Annotated in this window: 17 protein-coding genes; 8 read left to right on the top strand and 9 right to left on the bottom strand. The window is 66.0% G+C overall.

Annotated elements, in window-relative coordinates:
* Positions 1-43: 43 nt before the first annotated feature.
* On the bottom strand, positions 44-571 hold the full coding sequence (locus tag ACZ1JW_RS10150; protein ID WP_465123690.1) for a type 1 glutamine amidotransferase domain-containing protein: 528 nt from the start codon (positions 569-571) through the stop codon (positions 44-46).
* A gap of 117 nt (positions 572-688) precedes the next feature.
* Between ACZ1JW_RS10150 and parC the strand changes: the two genes are divergently transcribed.
* Together parC and ACZ1JW_RS10160 are read left to right on the top strand one after the other, a co-directional pair.
* Positions 689-2,974, top strand: a complete 2,286-nt coding sequence (gene parC, locus ACZ1JW_RS10155; protein ID WP_465140480.1) for a DNA topoisomerase IV subunit A — start codon at positions 689-691, stop codon at positions 2,972-2,974.
* Positions 2,975-3,139: 165 nt separating this feature from the next.
* Positions 3,140-3,913 (top strand): SDR family NAD(P)-dependent oxidoreductase, encoded by a 774-nt coding sequence (locus ACZ1JW_RS10160; protein ID WP_465140481.1) that lies wholly within the window; start codon positions 3,140-3,142, stop codon positions 3,911-3,913.
* 33 nt (positions 3,914-3,946) lie between these two features.
* Here ACZ1JW_RS10160 and ACZ1JW_RS10165 read toward each other — a convergent pair whose 3' ends face one another.
* Complete coding sequence (locus ACZ1JW_RS10165) at positions 3,947-6,004, bottom strand: protein-disulfide reductase DsbD family protein (protein WP_465140482.1); 2,058 nt, start codon at positions 6,002-6,004, stop codon at positions 3,947-3,949.
* A 121-nt stretch (positions 6,005-6,125) separates the two neighbouring features.
* On the opposite strand from ACZ1JW_RS10165, the gene ACZ1JW_RS10170 reads away from it, so the two are divergent.
* Together ACZ1JW_RS10170 and ACZ1JW_RS10175 are read left to right on the top strand one after the other, a co-directional pair.
* Positions 6,126-7,805 carry an alkaline phosphatase family protein gene (locus ACZ1JW_RS10170; protein ID WP_465140483.1) on the top strand — a complete coding sequence of 560 codons (1,680 nt, stop codon included), beginning with the start codon at positions 6,126-6,128 and terminating at the stop codon, positions 7,803-7,805.
* Between the two features lie 47 nt (positions 7,806-7,852).
* The gene (locus ACZ1JW_RS10175) at positions 7,853-9,019 is read left to right on the top strand and encodes an FAD-dependent monooxygenase (RefSeq protein ID WP_465142759.1); all 1,167 of its coding nucleotides are present in this window, start codon (positions 7,853-7,855) and stop codon (positions 9,017-9,019) included.
* A gap of 230 nt (positions 9,020-9,249) precedes the next feature.
* On the opposite strand, the gene ACZ1JW_RS10180 is transcribed toward ACZ1JW_RS10175, so the two are convergent.
* The 4 genes from ACZ1JW_RS10180 to hemC form a co-directional block, all read right to left on the bottom strand.
* A complete protein-coding gene (locus tag ACZ1JW_RS10180) occupies positions 9,250-9,630 on the bottom strand; it encodes a hypothetical protein (protein ID WP_465140484.1) in 381 nt (126 codons plus the stop codon).
* A 149-nt stretch (positions 9,631-9,779) separates the two neighbouring features.
* Positions 9,780-10,712 (bottom strand): hypothetical protein, encoded by a 933-nt coding sequence (locus tag ACZ1JW_RS10185; protein ID WP_465140485.1) that lies wholly within the window; start codon positions 10,710-10,712, stop codon positions 9,780-9,782.
* A 29-nt stretch (positions 10,713-10,741) separates the two neighbouring features.
* Positions 10,742-11,434, bottom strand: a complete 693-nt coding sequence (locus ACZ1JW_RS10190; protein WP_465140486.1) for a uroporphyrinogen-III synthase — start codon at positions 11,432-11,434, stop codon at positions 10,742-10,744.
* Positions 11,431-12,366: a hydroxymethylbilane synthase gene (gene hemC, locus ACZ1JW_RS10195; RefSeq protein WP_465123680.1), complete on the bottom strand. Its 936-nt coding sequence runs from the start codon at positions 12,364-12,366 to the stop codon at positions 11,431-11,433. The genes ACZ1JW_RS10190 and hemC overlap by 4 nt, the downstream gene beginning before the upstream one ends.
* Before the next feature lie 45 nt (positions 12,367-12,411).
* Between hemC and tsaD the strand changes: the two genes are divergently transcribed.
* The 4 genes from tsaD to ACZ1JW_RS10215 are packed head-to-tail and all read left to right on the top strand — an operon-like array spanning position 12,412 to position 16,485.
* A complete protein-coding gene (gene tsaD, locus ACZ1JW_RS10200; RefSeq protein ID WP_465123679.1) occupies positions 12,412-13,464 on the top strand; it encodes a tRNA (adenosine(37)-N6)-threonylcarbamoyltransferase complex transferase subunit TsaD in 1,053 nt (350 codons plus the stop codon).
* The gene (locus ACZ1JW_RS10205; RefSeq protein ID WP_465123677.1) at positions 13,461-14,456 is read left to right on the top strand and encodes an NAD(P)H-dependent glycerol-3-phosphate dehydrogenase; all 996 of its coding nucleotides are present in this window, start codon (positions 13,461-13,463) and stop codon (positions 14,454-14,456) included. Before tsaD ends, ACZ1JW_RS10205 begins: the two co-directional genes overlap by 4 nt.
* On the top strand, positions 14,449-15,927 hold the full coding sequence (locus ACZ1JW_RS10210) for a lipopolysaccharide biosynthesis protein (RefSeq protein ID WP_465123676.1): 1,479 nt from the start codon (positions 14,449-14,451) through the stop codon (positions 15,925-15,927). Before ACZ1JW_RS10205 ends, ACZ1JW_RS10210 begins: the two co-directional genes overlap by 8 nt.
* A 21-nt stretch (positions 15,928-15,948) precedes the next feature.
* Positions 15,949-16,485, top strand: coding sequence for a hypothetical protein (locus ACZ1JW_RS10215; protein ID WP_465140487.1), 537 nt, complete (start codon positions 15,949-15,951; stop codon positions 16,483-16,485).
* A gap of 3 nt (positions 16,486-16,488) precedes the next feature.
* Here ACZ1JW_RS10215 and ACZ1JW_RS10220 read toward each other — a convergent pair whose 3' ends face one another.
* The 3 genes from ACZ1JW_RS10220 to ACZ1JW_RS10230 form a co-directional block, all read right to left on the bottom strand.
* A complete protein-coding gene (locus tag ACZ1JW_RS10220) occupies positions 16,489-16,992 on the bottom strand; it encodes a hypothetical protein (RefSeq protein ID WP_465140488.1) in 504 nt (167 codons plus the stop codon).
* Positions 16,993-17,062: 70 nt separating this feature from the next.
* Positions 17,063-17,353, bottom strand: a complete 291-nt coding sequence (locus ACZ1JW_RS10225) for an addiction module antidote protein (RefSeq protein WP_465123673.1) — start codon at positions 17,351-17,353, stop codon at positions 17,063-17,065.
* Positions 17,328-17,687 carry a type II toxin-antitoxin system RelE/ParE family toxin gene (locus tag ACZ1JW_RS10230; RefSeq protein WP_465123672.1) on the bottom strand — a complete coding sequence of 120 codons (360 nt, stop codon included), beginning with the start codon at positions 17,685-17,687 and terminating at the stop codon, positions 17,328-17,330. The genes ACZ1JW_RS10225 and ACZ1JW_RS10230 overlap by 26 nt, the downstream gene beginning before the upstream one ends.
* Positions 17,688-17,733: the final 46 nt, after the last annotated feature.

Below are 17,733 nucleotides of genomic sequence, written 5' to 3' on the forward strand. Positions count from 1 at the left end.
TCCCGAGGGCCGGGTGAACCCCTGGAAACCGCGACTGGCCGTATCAGTCGTCGGTCAGCATATCGATCAGCGCCTTGGAGAAGGCGGGAATGTCATCGGGCATGCGGCTGGTGATGAGGTTGCCGTCGACGACGACCTCTTCGTCGACCACATCGGCGCCGGCATTGGCGAGATCGGTGCGGATCGAGGGCCAGGAGGTGACCGTGCGGCCATCGACGATGTCGGCCTCGGCCAGCAGCCAGGGCGCGTGGCAGATCGCGGCGATGGGTTTGTCGAGATCGTCGAAGTCGTTGACGATGTCGATCGCGCGGTCGTCCATGCGCAGGATGTCGGGGTTCATCTGCCCGCCCGGCAGCAGCAGCGCTGCATATTCCTTGGCGTCCACTTCATCGAGCGTGATGTTGACCGCAACCGCATCACCCCAGTTCTTGTCCTTCCAGCCAGTGATTGATCCTGGTTCGAGGCTGGCGACAACGGTTTCGAAACCTGCGTCTTCCAGCGCCTTCTTGGGGCCTTCGAGTTCGGACTGCTCGAATCCGTCGGTCGCGACGATCAGCACGCGCTTGGTCATGGGGTTCTCCTTTTGGGGAATCGGGTTGGCATTGGCCCGTCCCTGCTAGAATTGCCGGGGACTGCTGCGGTTCCATGACTTTCGCTCCGGTGATCGCGTTGCTACGACGTTCCGGCCATGGTCACCGATACGACAGAACCCGATCCTTTCGACGCAATCGTCGATGCCCCGTTCGATTCCGCGCTGTCGGAACGATACCTCGTCTACGCGCTGAGCACGATCACGGCGCGTTCGCTGCCCGATCTGCGTGACGGGTTGAAGCCGGTCCACCGCCGCCTGCTCTGGGCAATGCGGCAGCTGAAGCTCAACCCCACCGATGCGTTCAAGAAATCGGCGCGCGTGGTGGGCGACGTGATCGGCAAGTATCACCCGCATGGCGATTCCAGCGTCTATGATGCGATGGTCCGCCTCGCGCAGGACTGGTCGCTGCGCTATCCGCTGGTCGAGGGGCAGGGCAACTTCGGCAATATCGACGGGGATAATGCCGCCGCCTACCGCTATACCGAAGCGCGCCTGACGCGCACCGCGATGCAGCTTATGGCGGGGCTTGATGAAGGCTCGGTCACCTATCATCCCACCTACAACGGCGAGGACGAGGAGCCGGAGATATTCCCCGGCCTGTTCCCCAACCTTCTGGCCAACGGTTCCAGCGGCATTGCCGTGGGCATGGCGACCAATATCCCGAGCCACAACGTGGCCGAGATCATCGACGCCACGATGCTGCTGATCGACAATCCGGGCGTCGAGCACAGCCAGCTGATGGAAGTGTTCCACGGCCCGGACCTGCCAACAGGCGGCATCGTGGTCGATAGTCCGTCGGTGATATCCAACGCCTATGAAACCGGACGCGGATCGATCCGGGTGCGCGGGCGCTTCTCTACGGGCCGCGACGATGCGGGCAACTGGGAAGAGAGCGGCATCGAGAAGCTGGGCGCCGGGCAGTGGCAGCTGGTCGTCTCCGAAATTCCCTACATGGTGCAGAAGAGCAAGCTGATCGAACAGATCGCGCAGCTCATCGCCGACAAGAAGCTGCCGATCCTCGAGGACATCCGCGACGAGTCCGACGAGCAGATCCGGCTGGTGCTGATCCCCAAGAGCCGCAATGTCGATCCTGAGCTGCTCAAGGAATCGCTTTACCGGCTGACCGATCTGGAAACTCGGTTCGGCCTCAACCTCAACGTGCTGGATTCGCGCCGCACGCCCGGTGTGCTTGGCCTGAAGCTGGTGCTGCAGGAATGGGTGATCAGCCAGATCGACATCCTGCTGCGCCGTTCGCAGCACCGGCTCGACAAGATCCTAAACCGGCTGGAGCTGGTGGGCGGCTATATCATCGCCTACCTCAACCTTGACCGGATCATCGAAATCATCCGCACCGAGGACGAGCCCAAGCCGGTGATGATGGCCGAGTTCGAGCTGACCGACCGGCAGGCCGAAGCGATCCTCAACATGCGGCTGCGGTCCTTGCGCAAGCTTGAGGAAATGGAGCTGCGCAAGGAGCGCGATGCGCTGCTGGCCGAACAGGAGGAGCTGCAGAAGCTGCTCGACAGCCCGGCCCGCCAGCGCACGCGGCTCAAGCGCGATCTTAACGCGCTGCGCAAGGACTATGCCGAGGACACCGCGCTCGGGCGGCGGCGCACGACGATTGCCGAAGCCGCGCCGACCCGCGAGTTCAACATGGACGCGATGATCGAGAAGGAGCCGGTAACGGTGATCCTTTCAGCCAAGGGCTGGATCAGGGCGGCCAAGGGGCACGTGGCCCTTGATGGCGATTTCAAGTTCAAGGAAGGCGATGGCCCCGCCTTCGCGCTGCACTGCCAGACCACCGACAAGCTGCTGGTGGCGGTGGACAATGGGCGGTTCTACACGCTGGGTGCCGACAAGCTGCCGGGCGCGCGCGGTTTTGGCGAGCCGATCCGCACGATGGTCGACATCGATCCCGAGGCGCAGATCATCAGCCTGGTGGTGCACAAGCCCAAGGGGCAACTGCTGCTGGCGGCCAACACCGGGCGTGGCTTTGCCGCCGAGATGGACGAGCTGCTTGCCGAGACCCGAAAGGGGCGCGGCGTGGTTTCGACCAAGCCCGGCGTGAAGCTGGCCGTGGTGCGTGAAATTGCGCCCGAGCACGATCACGTCGCGGTGATCGGCGAGAACCGCAAGCTGGTGATCTTCGCGCTTTCGGAAGTGCCGCTGCTCGCCAAGGGGCAAGGCGTGACGCTGCAGCGCTACAAGGACGGCGAGATGGCCGACGTGATCACGCTGCGGCTGGAGGACGGGCTCTCCTGGGCCATGGGCGGCGATTCCGGGCGCACGCGGGTGGAAAAGGACCTGCTGCCTTGGAAGGTGGCGCGTGGCGCAGCGGGCAGGCTGCCGCCGAACGGGTTTCCGCGGGATAACAAGTTTTGAGGTTGGGGCTTTGTGCGACGCCTGCCCCTCTCAACTTCGGCTAGCCAGACAAGCTGGCAAGCCTTCGTATCTCTCCCCTGAAGGGCAGAGAGCAGCGACGCATTTCTTGCCCCTTGCACCACTTAAGCAATCGGTTAAACACTGCCTCTCCAAAGGAGACGCTTCATGGATACCCCACGCTATTCCCTCGCAGGCCGCGTTGCGCTGATTACCGGGGCGTCGTCCGGGTTGGGGGCGCGGTTTGCTCGGATTTATGCGGCGGCGGGGGCGGCGGTGGTCGTCGGTGCGCGGCGGGTGGAGCGGGTGGCGGCTCTGGCGGACGAGATCGTGGCTGGCGGCGGCAAGGCGCTGGCGGTGGCGCTGGACGTGACCGACGAGGCTTCGATCATCGCGGCGTTCGATGCGGCCGAGGCCAGTCTCGGCGTGCCGGATGTGGTGGTGGCCAATGCCGGGATTGTCGAGGCGGGGCGGTCGATTGATATACCTGCCGAGGCGATGCGCCGCGTGGTCGATACCAATTTCAACGGGGTGTACCTGACCGCGCGCGAAGGGGCGCGGCGGATGATCGCGGCGGGATCGAAGCAGTCGGAAAAGGGGCGGATCATCCTGACCGGTTCGATCACCGCGCAGATGACCGCGACCGGCGACCCGGCCTATGCCGCGACCAAGCTGGCGGTGCAGCACCTCGGGCGGCAGTTCGCGCGCGAATGGGCGCGGCTGGGGATCAACGTCAACGTGATCCAGCCGGGCTATATCCGCACCGAGATCGACGGCGACTGGTTCGACAGTGAAGGCGGCAAGGCGCAGGTCGCCTCGTGGCCCCGCAAGCGCCTGACCGAGATTTCGGCGCTCGACGACATGATGCTGTTCTTCGCCTCGGACGCATCGCGGCAGGTGACGGGGACGTTCATCTCGGTGGATGACGGCCAATCGCTTTAAGGCCCAATCGCTTTAAGGAAGAGCCTCTGAACGTTAGCTGGTAGGTAACTCCGCCAGCAGATCGGGCGTCAGCACTTGCGGAAGCTGGCGTGGTTCGCCGCCGCCCGCGGGATACCACAGGTAGAGCGGCACCCCCGCTGCGCCCTGCGCGGTGAGGAATCTGGTGATCGCCGGGTCGCGGCGGGTCCAGTCGCCCACCAGCACGATTACGCCGGCTTTCTCGAACGCGGCCCTGGTGGTCTCGCGCTCGATCGAGGCGCTTTCGTTGACCTTGCACGACAGGCACCAGTCGGCGGTGAAGTAGGCGAAGACCGGCTTGCCGGACTTGCGGGCCTGCGCCAGCGCCTCTTCGGAGAAGGGCTTGGCGGCGAGGAGGCCGCCGGATTCTCCGACAGTAGCCGTGGCGAGGTGCGGGGCGGCGGCAAACGCGACTGTGCCGAGCGCCAGCGTTGCGGGCAGGGTCCAGGCCATCACGCCCCGACCGCGACGCTGTGCTTGCCCCGAAAAGGCGAGCAGCACGACGAGCGCGGCGGCTATCGCGGCAGAGGCGGCGGCGAAGGTCGCCCCGCCCACGCGCCACGCCAGCCAGCCGAGCGCCAGCGCGGTCAGCGCCATCGGCAGGGCCATCCAGCGACGGAAGCGCTCCATCCACTTGCCCGGCTTTGGCAGCAGGCGGCGCAAGGCGGGGATGAAGCCGAGCAGCAGGAACGGCAGGGCAAGGCCAAGGCCCAGCGCTGCAAAGACGCCCAGCGCCGCCCATGTCGGCAGGACCAGCGCCGCGCCCATCGCGGCGGCCATGAACGGGCCGGTGCAGGGCGTGGCAACGAAAGCGGCCAGCAGGCCGGTGCCGAACGCGCCGGACTTGCCCGCGCCACGCTCCACCGACAGGCCTGGGAGTTCGTAGAGCCCGGCGAAGTTGGCGGTGATCGCCACGGCCAGCAGCAGCAGGACGGCAACGACGCCGGGTTCCTGCAACTGGAATGCCCAGCCGACCTGCTCCCCACCCGCGCGCAGGGCGAGCATCACGCCGCCGAGCAGCAGGCAGGCGAGGACCACGCCTGCGGTATAGGCAAGGCCTTCGGTCTTCGCGTCGTGCGAATTGCCGCGCGCCAGCGCCAGCGCCTTGAGGCTGAGGATCGGGAAGACGCAGGGCATGACGTTGAGGATCAGCCCGCCAACGAACGCGCCGAGCAGGGCAAGGCCGAGCGTGGCGGCGGTGAACGCGCCTGCGCCACCGACTTCATCGCCACCGGTCGGCACCACTCCGGGGGCCGAGGCAAAGGCGATGCCGCCCGCATCCTTGCCCATTGCGAGCACGCCCTCGACCTTGTCAGACTGAGCGGGTGACTTGGCCAGTGGCACTTCGACGACAAGCGTATCGCCGTTGCGGAAGAAGCGCTGCGGGGCGGCGTAGTCGATCAGGCGCTCAGTCGTCAGGAACAGGTGCGGCGCGTCGAGCGGGGCCGAGGCGGGGAAGGGCAGGGCGAGGCGCAGGGTCTTGCCCGCCAGCGCGAAGGTGCCTGCGCGGTCAAGCGGGGCGGGGAGCGCGGCGCGCCAGCCCTCGAAACGCGTATCCTTCGCGCCACTGCTGCCGACAGTGATCGTGCCCTGAAGTTCCGCACGCTCGGGCACGCAGATCTCGTTGGTGCAGACCAGCCACTGCGCCTTGACGCTGACGGGAAGGAGCGTGCCCGGAGTGGCGTCGGCGGGGATCTTCAGGGGGACGAGCACGGCATAATCGTGCTCATAGACATGGTTCATCAGCCCCTGGATCACCAGCGTCTGCGGCACCGGAAACTGCATCGCCCCGGTGCTGGTACCCTTGGGCAGGGTCCAGTTCAGGGTGAGGCCATATCCGGCATCGCCCGGATTGGACCAGTAGCCGTGCCAGCCTTTCTCGGGCTGCATCAGCAGGGCGAGCGTGACCGTGCCGCCGGGCGCTGCGGGGCCTTCGGCAACAAGACTCGCCTGCATGTGATTGGGCGCGGCCTGTGCAGGGGCGAGGGACAGCCACGCTACCAGTAATTGGGCCGTCACAAACATCGCTATGATGCGCAAGGTCTTGATCCCGGCCAGTTCGCGTATCGGCATCTCGGGCGTCACCGGTCCAAAATGGCCCCTTGAACGGGAGCGCTGGCGGGGCCATGCGTAGCGCTCTTGGGCGTCCTACGGCTGACCTTCCTTCAAGTCCATAGCACGTGCCCACAGGAGTATGTTTCGCGTGAAGACCCTTTCCCGTTACGCCGCCGTTCTGCTGGCTTGCGCTGCCCCCGTCGTGTCCGTTTCCGCGCAGGATGCCGCGCCTGCCGTCAGCCAGCAGGTGCCCGCCACCGCGCCCAAGCTGATCGTCGCGATTTCCATCGACCAGTTCTCGGCCGACTTGTTCGCGCAGTATCGCCAGCGCTTCACCGGTGGCTTTGCGCGACTGACGCAAGGGGCGGTGTTCCCGGCAGGCTACCAGAGCCACGCGGCGACCGAGACCTGCCCCGGCCACTCCACGATCCTCACCGGCAACCGCCCCGCACACACCGGGATCATCGCCAATTCGTGGATCGACCAGACCGTCACCACCGGACCGAAGCTCGTCTATTGCGCCGAGGACGTTTCGAAGCGCACGGCGGGATCGAAGGACTATGTCGCCTCGCCCGTCCACCTGCTGGTGCCGACGCTGGGTGAATGGATGAAGAAGGCCAATCCAGCCGCGCGCAACATTGCCGTATCGGGCAAGGATCGCGGCGCGCTGATGATGGGCGGGCATGACATTGATCAGGTCTATTGGTGGAAGGGCAAGCAGTTCGTCACGCTGGCGGGCCGCGAGCTAGGGGCCACGGCGGTGGCGCAGAATGCCGAAGTGACGAAGCTGCTCGAGAAGGGCGCGCCCGCGTTTCCGCTGCCGGCATGGTGCGGACGGCAGGACCGCGCTGTTCAGGCAGGCACGGCGACGGTCGGGACCGGACGCTTTGCGCTCAAGGCGGGCGAGGCGGAACAGTTCCGCATCTCGCCCCGCCTTGATCGCGCCACTCTCGACCTTGCGACAAAGCTGGTGGACGAGCAGAAGCTGGGCAAGGGCGCGGTGCCCGATATCCTCTCGGTCAGCCTCTCGGCCACAGACTATGTCGGCCACGCCACCGGCACCGAGGGCGCGGAGATGTGCATCCAGCTCACCCAGCTCGATCTGGCGCTGGGCGATTTCTTCGCCAGCCTCGACAAGCGCGGGATCGACTATGCCGTTGTGCTGACCGCCGACCATGGTGGTTTCGACCTGCCCGAGCGACTGCACGAACAGGCGCTGGAGAAATCCGCCCGCGTGAGCACTACGGTCTCGCCCGAGGCGCTTTCGGCAACGCTGGGCAAGAAGTACGGGCTTGAAGCCAAGGGTCTGATCCTGTCGGACGGGCCTTCGGGCGACTACTGGCTGCGCCGCGATCTTGACCCCGGCACAAAGGGCAAGCTGGTGGACGATGCCAAGGCGCTGCTCGAAGCCGATCCGCAGGTGGAAGTGGTGCTGAGCGCCGCCGAGATTGCCGCCACGCCGATGCCGAGCACTTCGCCCGAGACCTGGACTCTGGCCGAACGCGCGCGGGCTTCGTACAATCCGTTGCATTCGGGCGATTTCGTCGTGTTTCTCAAGCGCGGCGTGGTGCCTATCCCGGCCCCGCGCGCGGGCTATGTCGCCACGCATGGCAGCCCGTGGGACTATGACCGCCGCGTGCCGATCCTGTTCTGGCGCAAGGGCATGACCGGCTTCGAACAGCCCAGCGGCGTCGAAACGGTGGACATCGCGCCTTCACTTGCGGCATTGATCGGACTCAAGATCCCCCAAGGTGCATTTGACGGGCGCTGCCTCGATCTGGATGGTGGCACCGGCAATACGTGTGGAGCGGTCAAGTGAACGAACTGAATGCCGATGTCGTGATTCTTGGCGGTGGCCTGGTGGGTATGACGCTCGCCATCGGCCTCGCCAAGGCGGGGATTACCTCACACGTCGTCGACAATTCCGACCCTGCGGCGCAGACCGCCGAAGGGTTTGACGGGCGCGCTTCGGCGATCTCGACCGCCAGCTGGAACCTCTACACCAACCTCGGCATGGCCGAGGACCTTGCGCCCAAGGGCTGCCCGATTGCCTCGATCGCGGTGACCGACGGGATGAAGCCGGGGCGGATCGATTTCCAGCCGGGCGAGGCAGATGGCTCCTTGGGCCGCATGTACGCCAACCGCGATCTGCGCATCGCGATGTATGGCGTAGCGGCGCGGGAAGAGGCGATCACCTTCCACCCGAACAGCCACGTCGTTGCCCGTGAACGCGGCGAGCATGGGGTGGCTGTGACGCTCTCCGATGGCCGCGTGCTCAAGGGGCGGCTGCTGGTCGCGGCAGAAGGGCGCAAGAGCCCGACGCGCGACGAGGCCGGGTTTACGCCCGCCAAATGGGACTACGGCCACCGCGCGATCATCGCTGGCCTGACGCACGAGAAGCCGCACGGCAACGTGGCGTGGGAGGTGTTCTATCCGGCAGGCCCCTTCGCGCTGCTGCCGCTGCTCGATGAACATGGCAAGCACCGCTCGGCGCTGGTCTGGACCGTGGCGGAACAGGACGCAGCCGCCGTGCTGGCCATGCCCGAGGCGATGTTCCTGAACGAAGTCGCCAGCCGCATGCATGGCATCTTCGGCAAGATCGAACTCGCCAGCCCGCGCTCGTCCTATCCGCTCAACTTCCACCACACCGCGCGGATCGTCGAGGACCGGCTGGCGCTGGTCGGCGATGCCGCGCACGGCATGCACCCGATCGCCGGGCAGGGCCTCAACGTCGGCCTGCGCGATGTGGCCGCGCTGGTCGAGGTGCTGTCGGACGGCGTGCGGCTGGGGCTGGACGTGGGCGATGCCCAACTCCTCGCCCGCTACGAACGCTGGCGCGCGGCCGATACCTTCATGGTCGCGACGGCAACCGACGTGCTCACCCGCCTGTTCGGCATCCCCGGCAAGCTCCCCTCGGCAGTGCGCCGTCTCGGCATGGCCGGCGTGCAGCGCGCCGCGCCGCTCAAACGCTGGTTCATGGACGAGGCGCGTGGGATGAGCGGGGATCTGCCGAAACTGCTGCGCGCGGCGTGATTGGGGGACTAACCCTATCAACCCTCACCCCATTATCGTCATCCCGGGCTCGACCCGGGATCCCGCTGTTCTTTTAGCGCAGCGCTGAAGAAGAAAAGCGGGGGCCCGGGTCAAGTCCGGGACGACGGGTTTTGGGAACTCACTGCTGAAGGCTGAATGGCAGGAATGGGGTGGTTTGCGGAATGGCGGCTTTTGGAGCCAAACCCTAAAAAAGCAGATCTTTATTGGTATTATTCAGGGTCAGCCCAAAGCCTTTGATCGTTAGGGTCAAAATCCGACACGAGCCCCTGCCATACAGCATCCCGCCAGAGCGCATCGTTCAGCTCTTGAACATTTTCATAAATTACAGCGTGCGGATACTCGGCGCCACCGGGACCGGTTGCCCATGTGAGATGAATAATGGCAAAGCGGCCATCTCGGCAAATCGCTAAAATGTCATCGTTTGTGTCAGCGCGGCCAATCACCTCACACCCGGCTCGGTAAAGAGGGTGGGCGGGAGCCAATTCCTTTGCCAGTTGGCGCGGCAGTCCGTCCCGTTCCACCTCATTTTCAAGAGGTCGCCATGGAGCGATAAACGCGACATCAGCGTGGGCAGCCATGATGAAATACATGCTGCTCAAAGCTCTCGTGTCAACGTCGGGTTACGGGATCGTTCGAATATTTGCTCAACGACCACGATGGCGTCGTGTCCTGAACGGCAGCTGCTGGAGTGAAAAACGGAAAAGCGGACTGTGCTTTCCGCCCCTAACTCCACCCAACCTCAAATCTGAGGCGTAGACCCCGCCGGTGGCAGTGGCGGCACCGCAGGTGAGGCGCCGGCTGTCGGCGCAGGCATCACCGTTTGCGCTGGCGCGGCAACCGGTTGCGCGCCCATCAGCGCCGCGGCTTCCAGCTGGTCCAGCGCGCGTTGGGCGGTCATGTAGTCGCGGGCGCGGGTCAGCCAGTCTGTGGCGGCGTCGTGGCCGGGCATCTTCTCGACTTCGGCGACGGCGGCTTCGACCTTGCCGCCTGCAAGGAAAGCGCGGGCGCGTTCGAGCCTGCGTTCGGGCGCGGGGGAGGGTGAATCGTCGTGGCGGATCACGAAGAGGTCGGAGACTTCGCGGCTCAGCCAGTCCCACGTGCCTTCATCGGCGCGGCCCCCGGCAAGCGTGGGCGCGAGAAGTTCGAACTGTTCGCCAAGCTGGCCGAGCGTGACCGGCATGGCCCCGGCAGCAATGACCTTGTCGACCGCCGCGCCCTGCGTCGTGCCAAAGCGGGCGCGCAATTGCCCCTCGATCCAGCCGAGCGGCTGGCCGCGCTCAAGCGCACGCCGTGCGGCGAAGGCAAGCAGTAGCGATTCGGCGTGGGTGGCATTGCCTGATGCGGCGATGGCCTGCTGGTTCAGTTCGGCAAGGCGCTGTTCGAGCACGGCGATCTTGGCGGCGGTACTGTCAATCTGTGCGTCGATCTGGGCCTGCGTGGCAGCGACTTCGGCGGCAGTGGCGCTGGGCGATGGCGGAGTGGTGGGCGAGGTGACGAGTTGCGGGATCCCCGAATCGCCCATCTGCACATCGATCAGTCCGTTGCGCCAGCCGAGCCATGCCGCGCCCGCTGCGCCTGCGAGCAGGCATCCGGCGACGATGGCGGCAACCGAGCGCGCGCCCAATCCGCTGCGCTGCGCACTCCCACGCGGATTATATCCGAGATCCTGCATCCTTTTTCGCTTGTCCTGTCGCCCCGAAGTCACACTGTCTGGCACATTCGCCGGGCAGTTTCCAGCAACATGGCATCCGTTCTGTCCGGCGCGGTGGCAATGGACGCCCAACCTGCTCCGGCCATGGTTGCTATGCGCGGGGCCAGACAGGCGAGGTGGAGTGACTCTCGCGGAATTTCAAGCCTTTGGCACTCATCGGCGAAATGCCGCGCAGCTTCGCCGGAGTGGAGCAGGACGACTGCACCTTCTCGCAGAATGTGCGCCAGGGCACCGGGAATGGGTGACCTGCGCGCCGAATAAGCCACTGCAGTGGCGATTCGCACGCCCTCTGGCGGTGTCAGTTCAACCCGGTCCTCGCCCGCGATTCGCAGGTAGGTTCCGGGCGGAAGATCGGCAACCACCGGCTGCAATCCCCCCTCGCCAACGCGCGATACGGCAAAGCCTGCGTCCAAGGCGGCCTGTGCGGTTGTGGCTCCCACCGCGATGACCGGGACGGCGCGCACCGCCTCAAGCTGGTCCCCGCCATGGCGGAACACGTTGGCGCTGCCCGCAAGGATCGCGTCGAACGCGCCTTCCGGCACCTGCCACGGCAGCGGGGCAACGTCGAACAGCGGGAAGCCTGCAGGTGCAAGCCCCAGCGCGCGTGCCGCTGCGCAAGTGGCGGCGTTGCCCGGTTCCGGGCGGATGACGACGAGCGGCAGTGGCGCTCCGGAGGTGCTCATTCGCCGGAGAAGTGCACCGTCACGGATTCGGGTGCCTCTGCCAGCAGCCGGTGGGCGAGGCGGCGGGGGCCTTCGCTGTCAGCCGGAGCGAACGTCTCGCTCGCCTCCACGCGCTCGGCCCCGTCGGGGCTGTAGATCGCCGCGCGCAGGGTGAGCGAGCTTTCGTGCGTGGTAGTCAGTACCGCAATCGGGCTGTGGCAATTGCCGCCCAGCGCCGCCAGCAGCGCGCGTTCGGCCATGACCGCATCGTGCGTCTCGCGGTCATCGATGGCGGCAAGCCAGCCGCGCACGGCCTCGTTCGCGGCAAGGCATTCGATGCCGATGGCGCCTTGTGCCGGCGCAGGGAGCCATTCGAACTGCGACAGCGGCGTGCCGACGCCGGTTTCGCCAAGGCGTTGCAGGCCAGCGGCGGCAAGCAGCGTCACGTCTGCCTCGCCCGCCTGTAGCTTGGCAAGGCGCGTGGCGACATTGCCGCGAAAGCCGACGATGGTGAGATCGGGCCGGGCGTGGAGCATCTGCGCGGCGCGGCGCGGCGCACTGGTGCCGACGCGCGCGCCGGGCAGGATGGCATGGATAGAGGGCGCGCCTACCAGCACGTCACGCACGTCGGCACGCGGTAGGACGGCAGCGATGGTGAATTGTTCAGGCCGGATCGTCTCGACGTCCTTCATCGAGTGCACCGCGAAGTCGATCTCACCTTCAAACAGCCAGGCGTCGAGTTCCTTGGTCCACAGCGCCTTGCCACCGATCTCGGCCAGCGGGCGGTCGAGGATCTTGTCGCCGCTGGCGGTGACGGGGACGATCTCGACCATGTCGTGCGTCCAGCCATGGGCCGCGCAAAGGCGATCGCGAGTCTCTTCGGCCTGCGCCATGGCAAGCGGTGAGCGGCGGGTTCCGAGCCTTAGCGGCTTCTGGGGCGTTGCAGTGTTCATGCTTTGCTTGCCGTACCTGTGATTATCTCTAGAGGAAAGCGCCAGATGGCCCTGATCCTTGGCATAGAATCCAGCTGCGATGAAACCGCCGCCGCGGTGATCGACGGCAATGGCACCACGCTCAGCGCACGGATTGTCGCGCAACGCATTGCCTCGCAAGACGAAATGCACCGCCCGTTCGGCGGCGTGGTGCCCGAAATCGCGGCGCGCGCGCATGTCGAAGTGCTGGGGCCGATGGTCGAGGCAGTCCTCGCCGATGCAGGGATGACCCTTGCCGACATGGACGCCATTGCCGCGACGGCGGGCCCGGGGCTGATTGGCGGCGTGATGGTCGGCCTCGTCACCGCCAAGGCGCTGGCCATGGCCGCAGACAAACCGCTGGTGGCGGTCAACCATCTAGAAGGCCATGCGCTTTCGCCGCGCTTGGCCGATCCCTCGCTGCACTATCCCTACCTGCTGCTGCTCGTTTCAGGCGGCCACTGCCAGATCCTGGAGGTTGCAGGCGTCGGCCAGTACCGCCGCCTTGCCACGACGATAGACGATGCGTTGGGCGAGGCTTTCGACAAGACCGCCAAGATTCTCGGCCTCGGTTATCCTGGCGGACCTGCGGTGGAGCGGCTTGCGCGCGAGGGTGATCCCAAGGCCGTGCCGCTGCCGCGCCCGCTAGTAGGGAGCGGGGAGCCGCATTTCTCGTTCGCAGGGCTGAAGAGCGCGGTGATGCGCGCGAAGGATGCGGGCGTCCATGCAGATGCCGATATCGCCGCCTCATTCCAGCAGGCTGCGCTTGATTGCGTGGTGGATCGGACGCGGATTGCGCTCGGTGTGGCAGAGCCGGGGATAACCGCGCTGGTCGTGGCGGGCGGGGTTGCCGCCAACGCCGCGTTGCGTGGCGCTCTGGAAGCGCTGGCGGCAGATCACGGCCTGCCACTGGTCGCGCCGCCGCCGAAACTGTGCACAGACAACGCGGCGATGATCGGCTGGGCTGGCGCGGAGCGCTTCACTTTGGGATATACCGACCCGCTCGATGTGGCCGCGCGCCCGCGCTGGCCGCTCGATGACAATGCCGCGCCGGTGCGCGGTGCAGGGGTGAAGGCATGACCGCTGGGGTAGGTGTCGTTGGCGCAGGCGCATGGGGAACGGCGCTCGCCCAGATGCTGGCAAGCGACGGACGCGAGATCGTGCTCTGGGCGCGCGAGGCCGAGCTGGTCGACGAGATCAATACCGCGCGCACCAACAGCCTGTTCCTGCCCTCGGCCAAGCTTTCCCCTTCGATCCGGGCGACGACCGACCTTGCCGAGATGGCGCGCATTCCGGCGCTTTTGATGGTCACGCCCGCGCAGTTTCTGGCGAGCGTGCTTTCCGGCATCGGGCGCGATGGCGGCGATGTTGTGCTGTGCTCCAAGGGCATCGAGGCTGGCACCGGGCGGCTGATGGCCGACGTGGCCAGCGCTGCAGTTCCGGGGGCAAGCATCGCGGTGCTGTCGGGGCCCACTTTCGCACATGAAGTGGCAGCAGGCCTTCCTACGGCGGTGACACTGGCCTGTGCAGGCGGCGAGGCGCAGTGGCAGCGTCTGTCGCAAGCCATCGCGCGGCCCACCTTCCGGCCTTACTATTCCGACGACGTGACCGGCGCGGAAATCGGCGGCGCGGTAAAGAACGTGCTCGCCATCGCCTGCGGTGTGGTCGAGGGGCTGGGCCTTGGCCAGAATGCCCGCGCCGCGCTGATCAGCCGGGGCTTTGCCGAAATGCAGCGCTTTGGCTTCGCGCTGGGCGCGCGGCCGGAAACCTTGTCCGGGCTTTCGGGCCTGGGAGACCTCGTGCTGACCTGTTCGTCCACCTCCAGCCGCAATTTCTCGCTGGGCAAGGCGCTCGGCGAAGGGATGAGTGCGTCTGACGCGTTGGGAGCGAAGAATTCCGTGGCAGAAGGCGCATTCACCGCGCCGGTTCTGGCGGAGATCGCGCGAAACCGGGGTATCTCTATGCCGATTGTCGAGGCGGTGGTGACCCTGCTCGAAGGCGGCGCTCCAGCGCGCGATGTCGTGGCCGGGCTGTTGTCGCGGCCATTGAAGGCGGAAGCCGTCATTGTCTGAAGCCAAGCCTCCGCAGCAGGACATTGCTGCCCTCGCCAAGGGCGGGCGGACCAATTTCCTCGGCTTCCTGCTCCGGCTGCTGGCGCGCATCCCTTTCCTGTTCATCGCCAGCCGCCTCTATGGCGCGCCTGCGATGGGCCGCTTTGCCTCGGCCTTGGTCATGGTCGAGTTCGCCGGAATGCTGGCAACGCTCGGGCAGAAGCGCGGGCTTGCGCAGCGACTGGCCGAGAACGATGCACCGCCGGCAAATGTCGTGGGCGATGCCGTGCTGCTCGCCATGTCGCTGGCGCTCGGCATGGGCGCGCTGATCTGGCTCTTCCCGGAATCGATGTACCCCAGCGGCAACTTCACCTGGGCCGATACGCTGCTGGTGCTGGCAATTCCCGGCATCGCGCTGGGCGATCTGGCGCTTGCCGCGCTCGCCTATCGCTTCGATGTGGCGACGACGGTGCGCGCTCGCTCGGTGGTCGAGCCCTGGACGATCTCGATTGCGGCAGGTGCGTTCTACTTCATCTGGCCGAGTTCGGGCCTCAGCCTTGCCTATCTCGCCTCAGTCTGGGCGGCGACGGGCGTTGCGGTCTTCGTGCTGCTGCGCACGTATGGCCTGCCACACGCGTGGAAGCCTCGCCCCGGCCCACTGTGGCAGATCGCCCGGCGCAACATCCCGCTGGCAGGCGCCGACGCCGTCGAGTGGGGCACGCGCAAGCTCGACGTGTTCATCCTGCGCTTCTTCGTGGGCGAGGCGCCAGTCGGCATCTACTACTTCGCGCAGCAGATTGCCTCGCTGCCGCAGAAGCTCAAGACCAGCTTCGAGCCGGTGCTCGGCCCGGTGATCACCCGCAGCGTCAAGGACAAGGACTACGCCGCGATTGCCAAGCAGGTCTGCCAGGTCGGCTTCTGGATCGGCGCGGCGCAAATCGGCATCGCACTGGCGCTCGGCATTCCGGGCGAGGGCTTGATGGGTCTTGGCGGCCCGGCATTCGTGGCGGGCACGGCGGCGCTGGTGTTCCTGCTGGTGGCAGAAGTCGTGGCATCGAAGGCGGTGGTGAGCGAGGCCGCGCTGGTCTACCTCGCCCGCATGCGCAACCTGTGGATCAGCCTTGCGACGATCGCCTTGCAGGCGGTGCTGACTTTCGCGCTGATCCTGGTTGCCAAGCGGCTGGAGATGGGGCCGATGTACGTTGCGGCGGCCGCCGCACTGGCTCTGGCGATTTCGCTGGGCCTCTCGTCGGCGGTCAAGTCGCGGGTGCTGACGCGTATTCTCGGCCATTCGATCAGTAACTGGCGCTGGGGCCTTGCCTGGGCGATCATTCCGGCGATTGCCATCGGCACGGCGATGACCTGGCTGCCCGAATGGGCCGAGCTTGCCATTGGCATCCCGGCGATCCTGGGTATCTATTGCTACATGTTGTGGGTCCGCGCGTTCGGGCCCGAGGACCGTGTGCTGTTCCGCAAGCAGCAACCGGCCTGATCTGCCAGAAGGGGTTTGCAGATGCTGGAAATGTTCGAAGCCAATCAGATTCTGCTGGCTGGCATCGTTCTTCTCGTCGCGTTCGTGGTCTGGTGGGTGTGGGGCCGCCCCAAGCCTGCACCCAAGAAGCGCGAATATACCGACGTTCTCTCGGAAGGTGCGGAGAAGGCTGCGCGCAACACTGCACTGATCGACGCGCCGAGCGCGGCCGCGCTGGTAACGCCGCCACCGGGCGTAGGCACGATGGCGGGCGTTGGCGAAGTGGTGGCAGCGGCAGCAGCCGAGGAAGTGCTTGAGGCGGCACCTGCGCCTGCCGCGGCAGGCGATGATCTTGGCCGGATCAAGGGCGTGGGGCCGAAGCTGAAGGCCTTGCTCACATCGCTGGGCGTGACCAGCTACGCCCAGATCGCCGCCTGGACCGACGAGGACATCGCGAAGATCGACGCGCAGCTCGGCACCTTTGCGGGCCGCGCCAAGCGCGACAACTGGGTCGAGCAGGCCAAGCTCCTCGCCACCGGCGACACCGCCGCCTACGAAGCGAAGTTCGGAAAAGTCTGAGCGTTATTCGGGGCTTGCTGCCGGGGCCATGGGCTCGGGCGCAGCCGTCGGCGCTGATCGGCGGCACCGCGCCACCACATCGCGCACCGCGCCGCCGCCCGAAACCTTGATCATGCCTGCGCCCGGCAGTGTGCCGGTGTAGGAGCCGCCGAGCACCTTCGTGCGGCTGTCATCGGCTGACATCGTCCCCTGCCAGATATAGCCGCGCTGCCCCGGCACCTGTGTGGCATCCACCGGCAGGCGCATGATCCCTTCGCTCCCTACCAGCGCAAACAGCGCCTGCGCACCCACCGGAGCGGCAGCATGGCGGGTGATAGTGAGCACGCCTTCGCGGCAGGCAACGGAGACCAACGGTGCCTCGCCCGGATAGCCGTATCGCGCCGAAAGCCCATCGGCCCCGGATGCCCACGAGGCCTGGGACTTGCCATCCTGCACCCCCGGTAGCGCCTCGCCCTCAGGCATGGCCAGCCGCACGGCATTGTCCGGCGCCCCTTCGCGCGTGGGCATGGCCGGGGAGTTGGAGCACGCGGCGAGGGTGAGGGCCAAAAGGGCTACTAATGGATGTTTCACGACAGGATCAGGCAGCCCGCTTCTGGACGGTCAATTCAAGGCCGAGGACCGACAGGACCGCGACCAGCGTTTCAAGCGTGGGGTTACCGTCTTCAGACAGTGACTTGTAGAGGGCCTGACGTCCCAGACCCGTCTTCCGCGCAATCTCACTCATGCCCTTGGAACGTGCGATATCGCCGAGCGCCCCTGCAATATGCTTGGGATCATTCCCTTCCATCGCCGCCTCAAGGTAAAAGAGGATGTCCTCCTCTGTCTCAAGATGTCTGGCCGGATCAAACGGGTAAACCTTCAATGCCATTGTCAGCTTCCTTGGCCAGTGTCCGGGCCAATGCAATGTCACGCGATTGCGTGTCCTTGTCGCCCCCGTTCAGCAAGATGACGAGAACGTCGCCTTGCCAGATGTAGTAGATCCGATAGCCGGGGCCGAAGTGCAGGCGAAGTTCCTGAACGCCATCCCCAACCGATTTCGTGTCCCCAGCATTTCCTTCGGCCAGACGCAGAAGGCGATCATCGATCCGCAACCGCGCCCGCCGATCACGCAAACCGTCAATCCAGTCACGGAAGCGGGCAGTTTGAACGATCTGAACTTGTCCTTTATAAGGGACATTCTTGTCAGAGTCAATATCGACCACGAAGCCTCTCCATCAGGAGAGTTCAATAGGCCTGAGGATGCCGCCA

The sequence above is a fragment of the Novosphingobium sp. BL-A-28-Hi1-0D genome, assembly GCF_055521755.1.